This window comes from Lactiplantibacillus pingfangensis (genome assembly GCF_005404945.1).
In the GTDB taxonomy this organism is placed as follows: Bacteria; Bacillota; Bacilli; order Lactobacillales; family Lactobacillaceae; genus Lactiplantibacillus; species Lactiplantibacillus pingfangensis.
The window spans coordinates 1-12132 of the sequence record NZ_BJDG01000042.1 but is presented as its reverse complement, the minus strand read 5'-3'; the positions used below and the strand labels follow the sequence as shown (position 1 = coordinate 12132).

Here is a 12132-nt window from a genome sequence, read left to right as displayed (position 1 = left end):
AGCCCCCGGTAAAATACCGAGAACTCGCCGTTCAAAAAGCAGCTTAACAATTTGTCCAATTTTAAGGGTTCACTTCAAAAATCAATAATTGATTTTGCACAGTTTTTTTTAGAATTCCATTAAACTCAATTTATCGTAGCCCTTAAGCTTATCACTGCCGTGAAGATCTTTTAATTCCACTAAGAATGCGGTCCCGACAACAATCCCGCCTAATTCTTCAACGAGTTGAATTGTCGCAGAAATCGTCCCACCGGTTGCTAATAAATCATCGGTCACTAAGACCTTTTGTCCTGGTTTAATCGCATCTTTGTGTAGATAGAGCGCTGATTGACCGTATTCCAAGTCATAAGTCGCTTTAACGGTCGCTCGTGGCAACTTACCCTTCTTACGGGCAGGTGCAAAGCCAACGCCTAATTCATAGGCCACTGGACAACCGACAATGAAGCCGCGAGCTTCTGGACCGACAATCATATCCACTTGTTTATCACGGGCGAACTTCACGATTTGATCCGTGGCTTCCCGGTAGGCTTCACCGTCTGCCATTAAGGGTGAAATATCTCGAAAGATAATGCCAGGTTCTGGATAATCCGGAATGCTAGCAATATATTTTTTTAAATCTAATGCCATTGCTTATTAACAGCTCCTTTAATTCTTGACTGCAGCTTGGTCTTTGACCCAGATTTGAAGCGCTGCAGACTTACTATACAAAAGCGTTTCTTCAGCGATGAGTTGTTGTTCTCGTAGCTGATAACTTGGGGCGTGATGGAGATCCGCTTTGGGCGGATTCGAAACGCCATTCATGACACCATCATTTATTTTAACAAATCCGACCTCAAAAAACACCTGTATCATGAAAATAAGTAAATTCCGATCTAAGTGTAAGTGACCCGCAACCAAGGCTAACTGATGGTGAATATCTACATCATGCTGGCTTAGTGTAAATTTGTATAGTTTTGCAAATTGCGCCCGACTTGGCATCCCGGTTAAATAAACGGACTCGCGCTGATAAAGGTACAAGGTCAACTGATTTAACGGTAACGCCGTCAACACTTGTGTAAAGTCAGCTAACGTATCCGGACAATCAACGATGAACACCGGCTGTTCTGTCGAGATTGCACTCAAATCCGTTGCCGCATCCGTGACTAATAATGGCTGTGCCTGTGATCCCATAAAATCGGTCAAGCGCTTCATGAGCTTCTGATGGAAAAAGAGATAGATACCGGCCGTCTTGAACTGTTGCGCGGTTAAATGCTGCGTCCGCGCATCAATAATTTGGGCGCCAGTAATGGCTAAATCCTTCACCATAATTTGTGGGGTCGTGTTGCCTTGCCAAGTATTTGAACTTAACTCCCCGACCACCGATAACTCGGTTGGACTGGCTTGAATCGCCGCGGCTGCACTCCCCATCGAAAAGGCAATCGCATCTAGCTTATTGTTGCCATCACTCAACTGCAATTTCAAATGCTGCTGATCACTACCAATCGCACGAACTTGAGGCACATCGGTTGGTTTCAGTTCAAAAAGTGGTGCTGGATTAGCATTACCAAACGGCGCCAACTGGCGTAATGCCGCCAAGGTTTCTAAGTTCGCGTCCTTGATCGCCAGTTCACTATCTAATGTCAAAGTTGGCTGCGCATGACTGGCTAAATCTTGTGATACCGCCGCGGTTTCAAGCGCTGACCGCAACGTTGGCAACGCCGTGGTCATCAAGGTCAAGCCGACTGCCATATGATGACCACCGAACGCAACCAAGTCATCACGAACCGGGTCAATGGCAGCAAATAAGTTATACGCCTCAACACTGCGGCCACTACCTTTCAAACGACCGTCCGTCGACTCATTCATCACAATTGTCGGTTTACCCGTTTGTTCAACTAGGCGACTGGCCACGATTCCAAGGACCCCTTCGTGCCAATCATGCCCAGTAATCACCAGGGTCTGGCGCGCCCGATTCTCGGAAGTCTCAGCTTGGGCCAACGCTGATGCTGCAATTTCACGAACTAAACCCTGACGTTTTTCGTTTAATTGATTCACCTGGGTCGCCAACTCGGTAGCCCGATCGTCATCAAAAGTCGTCAACAGTTCAACGCCACTTTGGGCGGATTGTAAGCGACCGAGCGCGTTCAATCGTGGCGCAATGCCGAAACCGATACTCGTTTCGTCTAACTTGTCCGCATCTAATCCCGCGGCTTTGATTAACGCCGCCAGCCCTGGTCGCGCGGTCTGCCGCAAGATCGTCAATCCTAGGGTCACAATGGTCCGATTTTCACCAGTCAGGCTGACCAAATCAGCCACCGTGCCAATCGCCGCCAAATCAAGGAGTTCTTCTGGGACTTCTTCCAGCAATGCGGTGGCAACCTTGAAGGCTACCCCAGCGCCAGACAAGTCGCCAAAAGGATACTGACTATCTGGATAACGTGGATGTACAATCGCATACGCTTTTGGCAAGACAGCCGGCATTTCATGATGATCAGTAACGACAACATCGATACCCTGGGCTTGAACGGCGTCAATCACGGCATTACCGGCCACTCCGTTATCAACCGTCACGAACAACTTCGTCCCCGCTGCAATCAAGCGATCAAAGGCCACCTGATTTGGCCCATAACCATCTTTGAAACGATCGGGAATATAATAATTCACCTGCGCACCAATCTGGCTCAAGGTTTCAAACATGATTGACGTACTCGTCAAACCATCGGCATCATAATCACCGTACACCGTAATTTGGTCGCCGGCCATAATCGCCGCTTGAATCCGTTCCACGGCTTTAGCCATGTCATGCATCTGCATGGGATCATTCAACGGCTGCTGATCAGCATGTAGGAACGCGGTTGCTTGGGCCGTGGTCGTGATGCCACGTTCAATTAATAATTTTGCCACCAACACTGGCAGGGACAACTCAGTTGCTAAAGCTTCGGCATCCGTCATCAATGTGTCAGTTGTTGATCGATAAAGCCATTTCTTTTTGGCGGCTAACATGGCAGCCATCCTTTCTCAAATCACGTGTTATTTCGTTGTTGGTTTCGGTTGGTCGTCCGCCTTGACGCGGGTCTGCTTGCCCTTGTTGTTCAACCGTAACGTCAAACTTTTATTGTCTGCCGTTAATTTGTCAATTTTTGCTTGCGCCGCAGCAATGGCTTCTTTATGTGCGTTCGTGGTTTTGACCGAATTAAACGTTGCCATCAAAACTGCAATCGCGACGCCTAAGATTAGCGTGATCACAATGACTAAGATTAATGGCCATTGAACTTTCGCAAAGCCAAAGTTAACTTCCACTGGATCCACATTCAAAATCGCAAACACCACAATCACCAATACAATTACTAATGCACTCACTAACCGCCATTGATTTTTCATCTCAACGGCCCCCTTTTATTTAAGATTAAAGACAGTCCCCGCTAGCCAGTCGCCGAGTTTAGGCGCAATCTGATAGCCAAGATTCGCAGCCGCCATCAACCGTGGCCGATTAAGCTCACGTTGATGACGACCTAATTTACTCACAATTACTTCCGCAAATTGAACCGGATTAAGGGCCAACCACCCGACTGAATCCAAATAATGACCACTTGGATCCGCCGTCTTGAAGAAATCCGTGTTGATTGGTCCTGGATTAACCGTCATCACATTGATCCCGATTGGCTTTAACTCCAGTCTCAGCGCATTGTCATAAGCAATCAAGGCCGCTTTGCTGGCGGCATACACAGCCGACTTCGGTGTGGCAATCTTACCAGCAATGGACGCAATCGTCACGATTTCACCTTTACCGGCACGACTCATCCGCTGCGCAGCCAATTGACTAACCAGCATCACGCCTAACGTGTTGACCCGTAGCATTTTTGCCATCGTCGCAGCATCCATGTCGATCGCCGGGGTTAAAATGCCAAATCCCGCCGCATTAATGACGATATCGAGACTGCCAAATAACTGATCCACCTGATCAAACAACCGATCAATCTCACTCACTTGCGCTAAATCACATTTGATTGCAACTGCCTGCGCGCGTGATAAGAGCCGACACTGATCGGCGACTTTCGTTAATCGGTCTTGTCGTCGGGCAGCTAACACGACATTGGCGCCCTTAGCCGCAACCGCCAAGGCCAGTTGTTCACCTAAGCCGCTCGACGCCCCTGTGATCAACACCGTTTGACCTGTTAACGCAACCATTCGATCACCTACCCCTTCGTCGTTAATGGTACCTCAATTAAATCAAAGTCGCGAACCACTTTCGTATTTTTGAAAACTTGTTGTGCCTGTTTTTGTAATTCTTTGGCCAGCTTCCCGGTATACCGGGCAGAAATATGGGTCAACAATAACTGCTGAACGCCAGCCTTTTTAGCCACTTGGGCGGCTTGGGTACTCGTTGAATGGTAATAATTATGGGCTAACTTGCCTTCATCCTTACCAAATGTACTTTCGTGAACTAAGACGGTCGCATTTTGCGCCAGGCTAACGGCACTAGGAGTCTGACGGGTGTCCCCCAAAATAGTCACGATTCGGCCTGGCTGTGGTGCGGCAATGAAATCTTGCCCGTTGACCGTGCGCCCATCTGGTAAGGTCACCGTTTGTCCTGCTTTTAATTGCCCATATATTGGCCCACTTGGGATTTGCATGGCTTTTAATTTTTCAGCTTGCAACTCGCCGGGATGATCGGCTTCTTCCACCCGGTAGCCCACACATTCAATGCGGTGTTCCAGATGTTGGAAGGAAACCTTAAATGTCGCATCTTGAAAGATGACACCATCCGTGCCAAGTTCCACAAAGTTCAATGGATACGATAGTCGGGTTCCAGAAACGCGTAATGACGTTTTGACAAAATCCTTCACGCCGCTGGGGCCATAAATCGTTAACGGCTCATCACCGCCCTGAAAGGAACGTGAACTCAAAAAGCCGGGTAGGCCAAAAATATGATCACCATGTAAATGAGTAATAAAAATTTTAGTGATTTTACGGGGCTTTAACGTCGTGCGTAAAATTTGATGTTGAGTCCCTTCGCCGACATCGAAGAGCCAGACTTCATTACGTTCATCCAGCAATCGAAGCGCCGTACTAGTGACGTTGCGAAACTTTCCCGGTGAACCGGCACCGGTACCTAAAAATTCTAATTGCATAGTTATGTTCGTCCTTCTCTGTACAGTCTGCTAATTATTTTACCGAAGATAACACTAATTAACAACGATTAGTCTTTGTTTTTGCCTTCATACTATTGTATCATTGCACGCAGTGATAATATAACGAAAATCAGGGTGAACTTAAAATGCGGCTCATTGACTTTAACCTTTCCACTGCCGACCTTGACCGACAACTCCCCCTTTACTGGGAATCTGACCAAGTGTGCTTTCCCATTCAGACACTGACTTTTTCTAATGACCAGTTGGTGCTCACGCAGGCTAAAACGGCTAAGCCAATGACACTTGATCAATTCTCAGCACGAACACGGCAAGTTGACGGCAAGACGGGCCTTTATATGTTAACGACTAATGGTGTGGTGCCCTTATTCGGCTACCGGCTGAGTGCCGGGCAGCTATTGTTTGGCTAACTCATGACGTCAAAAGCCCCAGCTCGCATTGATGAGCTGGGGCTTTTTGCTGATTACTTAGTCCATAAATTGGAATTGATAATCTAAAATTTGAATCGTATCATCGTTCTTGGCACCGGCGGCACGTAACGCATCGTCAATTCCCATTCCCCGCAATTGACGGGCAAAACGCATGACACTTTCTTCATGTTCCAAGTTGGTCATCTTAAACAAGCGTTCCAACTTTTCACCAGATAACACAAACAGCCCTGGTTCTGGATTGTCGACCGTGAAATCTTGCGTTGGTTCAGCGTTATACTCACGGTGCGCAACATCATCAACACCCTTGACTGGGAATTGTGGCGTCGTATCAAGTAAGTCAGCCGTTTGCGCCAATAGCGCTTTAATACCTTGTTGCGTAATTGAGGAGATCGGATAGATGGCTGGCACAGTTGCCAACGTCTTATCCGTCTTCAACTTGGCCTCAAACTTGGCTAAGTTTTCAGCCGAATCTGGCATATCCATCTTCGACGCAACCACGATCTGGGGCCGCTTCAATAAATCTGGATCGTAACTCGTTAACTCATGATTGATTTTTAAATAATCTTCAAACGGATCATTCTCTTCAACCCCACTCATATCAATCAAGTGTAAGATAACGCGTGTCCGTTCAATGTGACGTAAGAACTGAATTCCCAAGCCAACACCATTGGCAGCCCCCTCAATTAAACCAGGTAAATCTGCCATGACGAAATCACGACCATCATCCAAACGAACCATCCCTAAATTAGGCACCAACGTTGTAAAATGATAGGCGGCGATTTTTGGTTTTGCACTCGTCACGACTGACAGCAACGTTGACTTCCCAACGGATGGAAAACCGACTAAACCAACATCCGCTAACACTTTCAATTCCATTCGAATCGTCAGTTCATCACCAGGCTCACCATTTTCAGCGATTTCTGGTGCCGGATTTTTAGGACTGGCAAAGTGAATATTGCCACGACCACCTCGGCCACCTTTAGCAATGACCAACTTTTGATTCTTCTCGACAATGTCACCAATGACTTTGCCGGTGTTAAAATCGGTAACCACCGTCCCGAGTGGCACATTGATAATCGTGTTGCTGGCGGAACGACCAGTCATTTGCTTAATCATCCCGTTGCCACCATTATCCGCCTTGAATTTGCGCGTATAACGAAAATCCATCAACGTCCGCAATCCTTCATCTGCTTGCACAATGACACTGCCGCCACGACCACCGTCGCCACCGGCTGGACCACCGTTTGGCACAAATTTTTCCCGGCGAAAAGCGACCATGCCGTTACCACCGTTACCGGCTTTTACATCTACCTTGACTTGATCTACAAACATGTTTTTCTCCTGTTTCTTCTATATTAGTTATCTACGAAATGACTCCGTGCGAAATTAGAACCCTGAACTAGTATACAAATGTTCACGCCCGCCGTCAAAGTATCTGCGTCAGTTGTAAGTGTCAGCCTACTCTAAATTCATATCGAGTGGGGTATTTCCGCCTGCCGGGGGGTCGTTTGGAGCTGGAACGCCATGAACCAGTTTTGAGCCCAAAAGCTGGTTTTTGACTAACCGCGGACAAACCACCACGCTAAGTCAAACGCCACGGCTGAGCCCCAAACGAAGCCCCCTCACGGCTAAACAGCATAATCAATCGGCTGAAACCCTTGACCAATTGCCGACCAAACTATTCAGCATTTAAAAAGAATCGTCCGCAAGAAAACTTGAGTAACTGTCAGTAAGTTGTGATGCAGCTGCAGATTTAGACCGGTTAACAATGCGGTGTTTAGATGCTTAACACCCACCAACATAAATTTTAATAAAGTTAGTTGTCGCGACCAGCTGCTAATTGGCAGCAACTAAACTAGGCTACTTTTCTAATTTTTGACGGGCAACCGCTTTAAACGGTCATCTCACAACTGACTCACCCTCAAAATCGTCATCAGTACCGGAAACTCACAGTTTATAGACAGCCGTGACCAACCAATCAGCGCCAAAAAGTGGCACGTTTATGGAGCTTGATGACTGTTTTTGAATTATTTTGACGTTTTTTGAAGGTTTTTGTTGCGTTTTGATAGGTGAGCGTGTATATTATTCTTCGGAGGGATTTGAAAGTGCTTACAGAAGAACGCCAACAATACATTTTAAATACGATCCGATTCAAAGGCATTATTAAAATCAAGGACATTTGTTCGAAAACCAATTGTTCCGAATCCACGGCTCGCCGGGATCTGCAACAATTGGAAGAACAGGGTGACTTATTGCGCGTCCATGGTGGCGCAAAATACATGAACTCGCTCCAAGAGGAACCGGCCATGAACGATAAGGTTTCACGTAATGTGGATGCTAAGGACCGAATTGCCCAGCAAGCGGTCGCGAATATTCAAGTTGATGACGTCATTTATTTGGACGCTGGAACTTCGACACTCGCGATGATTCACCATCTTAATCCTGGTGACAACTTGCGCGTCGTGACGAACGGGGTCGTCCATGCTTCCGTCTTAGCGGACATGGGCATTAAGACCTACCTGCTCGGCGGCAACCTTAAAGGCATTACCAAAGCCGTCATTGGTCCGGAAGCGGTCAAGTCGTTACAAGAATACCGTTTCAATAAGGTCTTCCTTGGAATCAATGGGGTCCATCCAAAATTTGGCTTGACGACCCCTGATCCAGATGAAGCTATCGTTAAAAAAACTGCCATCGCCCAGAGTGAAGAAGCCTTCATTCTGGTTGACAACACTAAATTCGACCACGTTTCCTTTGCCCGCGTCGGTGATCTCGCCAGTGCGACGATCATCACCGACCAGTTAACGCCAACGTTAGCCGAACAGTACCAACCACTAACCACTATCCAGGAGGTCAAATCATGATTTACACCATTACCGTCAATCCATCGATTGACTACGTGGTTCAGCTACCACACATGGCACTCGGCAGCGTTAACCGCCTCGCCCACACCGCCAAATTACCCGGCGGTAAAGGTATCAACGTGTCACAAATTTTAAATGAACTCGATCAACCTAACCGAGCACTCGGCTTTGTTGGTGGTTTCACGGGAACCTTTATTAGTGAAGCTTTGAAAACGAAAGGGCTTGACTGTCACTTCACCAAAATTGCCGACGACACACGCATCAACGTGAAAATTCACGCTGATCAAGAGACCGAGTTGAACGGTGCTGGTCCTGACATCAGCTCATTGGAAATTGATCAATTTTATCAAGAATTAGCCAATCTAACTGCGGCAGATGTCGTCGTCATCTCGGGGAGCCTCGCACCGAGCCTGCCTGATACGTTCTACTACGATATCATTCAAAAAGCCAAGGCGGCTGGGGCTAACTTCGTCATTGATACGACTGGTGATGCCTTAAAGAAGACCTTGCCAAGTCAACCACTAGTCGTTAAGCCAAATAATCATGAATTGGCAGATTATTATCACACGACCTTTAACAGTCGCGCAGAAATAATTGCGGCTGGCCAACGGATGCTTACTGAAGGTGCCCAACATGTGTTAATCTCCATGGCTGGTGATGGTGGCTTACTCATCACCCCTGATCAGGTTTACTTCAGCCCAGCACCAAAAGGCCACGTGGTCAACTCCGTTGGGGCTGGTGATTCGATGATTGGTGGGTTCGTGGGAACATTTGCGAAAACTCACGATGCAGTTGAAAGCTTCCGCTATGGTTTAGCCTGTGGGTCGGCAACCGCCTTCTCAGAAGACATCGCCACTCGGGCCAAAATCAACGAAATCTTGCCACTGATTAAAATTGAAACTGTTAACTAAGCTGTTGCTTTAGAAAGGACTGTCACACACACATGGATATCCGCGAACTATTATTAAAAGATGTCATGATCATGGACATGCACGCCACGACCAAAGACGAAGCCATTGATGAGTTAGTTCATAAATATGCCGAACAAGGCGTCATCAATGACGAGGCCCTCTATAAAAAGGACATCATCAAACGAGAAGCTGAATCAACTACTGGGATTGGCGATGGCATCGCCATGCCACACGCCAAGGACAAGGCCGTTCAACGCGCCACGGTTTTATTTGCCAAAAGCGAAGCCGGCGTTGATTTTGATGCCTTAGATGGTCAACCAGTGCATCTATTCTTCATGATTGCCGCACCTGAAGGAGCCAATAACACCCATTTGGCTGCCTTAGCTGCCCTTTCCAGTTTGCTCATTGACCCAGAGTTAGTTGGCAAACTGAAAAAAGCAACCACGCCGGAAGAAGTTCAACAACTTTTCGGTGATGCGCAAGCTGCCAAAGAATTAAAAGAAGCTAAAGATGCCGCCGCAAAAGCACGCAAAGAAGCTGACGCTGCCAGCGCCCCTGCCGGCGAACAACGTCCTTATATTGTGGGTGTCACCGCTTGTCCAAACGGTATCGCCCACACATACATGGCCGAAGCCGCTTTAATTAAGCAAGCCGAAGCAATGAACGTCGACATCAAAATCGAAACGAACGGTTCTGAAGGGGTTAAGCATTTATTGACCGCTGATGAAATTTCCCGTGCCAAAGGGGTTGTCATTGCAGCCGATAAAAAGGTCAAAATGGCACGGTTTGATGGCAAACCATTGGTCAATCGTCCGGTGACTGATGGGATCAACAAATCCGAAGAACTCATCAACGAAGTTCTCGACGGCAAAGCGCCGATTTATCATGATGCTGACGGTGGTGCTACTGATGGCGACGATGCTGACAGTAGTAATGGCGGCGCTTGGAGTGAGATCTACAAGGATTTAATGAATGGGATTTCACATATGTTACCATTCGTCGTTGGTGGTGGGATTTTAATGGCCCTCTCCTTCGTCATCGAACAATTTGTCGGCGATAAGAGCTTAGCCTTCACCTTCTTCAACCAAGCTGGGAATATGGCCTTTGCCTTCATGGTGCCGGTCTTAGCCGGTTATATTGCCGAATCAATTGGTGATCGCCCTGCCCTCATGCCTGGGTTCGTTGGTGGGTTCATGGCGACCGTTTACACTGGTGCCTATGGTGGCGTCTACGTTGCCTCATTGTCAGCGCATGCTAAAAGTCCCGCGGGCTTCTTAGGTGGGATCGCCGCTGGGTTCTTAGCTGGTTATGTGACTGTTTGGATGAAGAAATGGACCAAGAACATGCCACAATCACTTGAAGGTATGAAACCAATGTTGATCTACCCGATTATTGGTTTACTGATTGTTGCTGCTTTAATGTTCTTCATCATCAACCCAATCTTCTCTGTGATTAACCAATGGATTACCCACTTCCTGAACTCAATGGGTACTGGTAATGCGGTTATCTTAGGGGTTGTCCTTGGTGGGATGATGTCAATCGATATGGGTGGTCCTTTCAACAAGGCGGCTTACGTCTTTGCCACCGGTGCCTTTACAGCAACTCAAAACGGGAACTTAATGGCCGCCGTTATGGCTGGTGGGATGGTGCCACCATTGGCAACTGCCATTGCTACCGCTTTCTGGCCAAAGAAGTTTACGGATGACGAGCGTAAAGCTGGGATTTCTAACTGGATCTTAGGGATTTCATTTATCACTGAAGGTGCTATTCCATTTGCCACCGCTGATCCGTTGCATGTCATTGGTTCCAGTGTTGTCGGTGCCGCCATTGCCGGTGGGCTCACCCAATTATGGCATGTGTCTGTGCCCGCCCCTCATGGTGGTCTCTGGGTTGCCTTACTCGCAACGAATATTTGGGGTTATATCGGCGCAACGGTGATTGGCGCCGTGATTGCTGGCCTGATCTTAGGTGTTTGGAAACCTGCTAGAAAAGCTTAACTGAAATTAAAAAAGTTCTGACCCACAAAAGATGGTTGGCTATACTCCTACTTAGGTAGACAAGCAAATAATTAAAGCTTGTTTACTTAGGGAGGAGTTTTTAGTATGGGCCGAAAAGGAGCCCGGTACAGTCTAGAAGACAAGCTAGCGTACATTAACTTGGTAGAACAAGGAATGAGTGCCAGACAGATTCAACATCAGTATGGTGTTAAAGATGACCAAATCAGACAATGGGTCCAAAGATACCAAGCAGAAGGACTCGCTGGATTGAAGCGGCGAAAAGTACATCGATACTCACCAGAGTTCAAACAGAAAGTGGTTGAACTATATTTAGCTGGAAACACCTCGTATCCTCAACTAGCCAGTCAGTTTGACATTCCAAATTCAAGTGTCATCTATCAGTGGGTGAACCTGTATACTAGTGGTAAACCATTTACAACCACTAGGAGGTCTCGCCCCATGAAGACTGGTAGAAAAACAACACAGATTGAACGAATTGAAATTGCACAATGGGTCATCGCAAATGACTTAAATTATAACGGCGCCACCAAGAAATTTTCAGTCTCATATGGACAAGTTTATGCGTGGGTCAAGAAATTTAAGCAGGACGGTCCAGAAGCTTTACAAGACCGACGCGGTAAGGATAAATCCAGTAAACCTAACTTAACCGACGAGGAGAAACAAGCGCTCAGAATCAAGGAATTAGAAGCACGGAACGCCTACTTGTCAAAGGAGAATGAAGTTCTAAAAAAACTGAAGGAATTGGAAAGGAAGGATGCCCAACAGAGCCAAAATATCGTACC

At 47.1% G+C, this 12132-nt stretch carries 11 protein-coding genes; 5 read left to right on the top strand and 6 right to left on the bottom strand.

The window, feature by feature from the left end; all coding sequences use genetic code 11:
* Positions 1-108: 108 nt before the first annotated feature.
* The 5 genes from FFM74_RS13025 to rnz are packed head-to-tail and all read right to left on the bottom strand — an operon-like array spanning position 109 to position 5111.
* Positions 109-627 (bottom strand): adenine phosphoribosyltransferase, encoded by a 519-nt coding sequence (locus FFM74_RS13025; protein WP_137607236.1) that lies wholly within the window; start codon positions 625-627, stop codon positions 109-111.
* 18 nt (positions 628-645) lie between these two features.
* A complete protein-coding gene (gene recJ, locus FFM74_RS13020) occupies positions 646-2982 on the bottom strand; it encodes a single-stranded-DNA-specific exonuclease RecJ (RefSeq protein WP_137627063.1) in 2337 nt (778 codons plus the stop codon).
* A 27-nt stretch (positions 2983-3009) separates the two neighbouring features.
* Positions 3010-3360, bottom strand: a complete 351-nt coding sequence (locus FFM74_RS13015; RefSeq protein WP_137627062.1) for a LapA family protein — start codon at positions 3358-3360, stop codon at positions 3010-3012.
* 15 nt (positions 3361-3375) lie between these two features.
* Positions 3376-4167 carry an SDR family NAD(P)-dependent oxidoreductase gene (locus FFM74_RS13010; RefSeq protein WP_137627061.1) on the bottom strand — a complete coding sequence of 264 codons (792 nt, stop codon included), beginning with the start codon at positions 4165-4167 and terminating at the stop codon, positions 3376-3378.
* Between the two features lie 8 nt (positions 4168-4175).
* Positions 4176-5111 carry a ribonuclease Z gene (rnz, locus tag FFM74_RS13005; protein WP_137627060.1) on the bottom strand — a complete coding sequence of 312 codons (936 nt, stop codon included), beginning with the start codon at positions 5109-5111 and terminating at the stop codon, positions 4176-4178.
* Positions 5112-5257: 146 nt separating this feature from the next.
* Between rnz and FFM74_RS13000 the strand changes: the two genes are divergently transcribed.
* The gene (locus FFM74_RS13000; protein ID WP_137627059.1) at positions 5258-5539 is read left to right on the top strand and encodes a hypothetical protein; all 282 of its coding nucleotides are present in this window, start codon (positions 5258-5260) and stop codon (positions 5537-5539) included.
* A 57-nt stretch (positions 5540-5596) separates the two neighbouring features.
* Here the strand turns inward: FFM74_RS13000 and obgE are convergent, their stop codons facing one another.
* Entirely contained in the window at positions 5597-6892 is a 1296-nt protein-coding gene (gene obgE / locus FFM74_RS12995) for a GTPase ObgE (RefSeq protein WP_137627058.1), read from the bottom strand.
* Between the two features lie 773 nt (positions 6893-7665).
* On the opposite strand from obgE, the gene FFM74_RS12990 reads away from it, so the two are divergent.
* The 4 genes from FFM74_RS12990 to FFM74_RS12975 all read left to right on the top strand — a co-directional run.
* On the top strand, positions 7666-8421 hold the full coding sequence (locus tag FFM74_RS12990) for a DeoR/GlpR family DNA-binding transcription regulator (protein ID WP_137627057.1): 756 nt from the start codon (positions 7666-7668) through the stop codon (positions 8419-8421).
* Positions 8418-9332, top strand: coding sequence for a 1-phosphofructokinase (gene pfkB / locus FFM74_RS12985; RefSeq protein ID WP_137627056.1), 915 nt, complete (start codon positions 8418-8420; stop codon positions 9330-9332). The genes FFM74_RS12990 and pfkB overlap by 4 nt, the downstream gene beginning before the upstream one ends.
* A gap of 32 nt (positions 9333-9364) precedes the next feature.
* Positions 9365-11329 (top strand): PTS fructose transporter subunit IIABC, encoded by a 1965-nt coding sequence (locus tag FFM74_RS12980; protein WP_137627055.1) that lies wholly within the window; start codon positions 9365-9367, stop codon positions 11327-11329.
* 105 nt (positions 11330-11434) lie between these two features.
* Positions 11435-12132 (top strand): helix-turn-helix domain-containing protein (locus tag FFM74_RS12975; protein WP_137627054.1); only part of this gene is annotated, 698 nt, incomplete at its 3' end.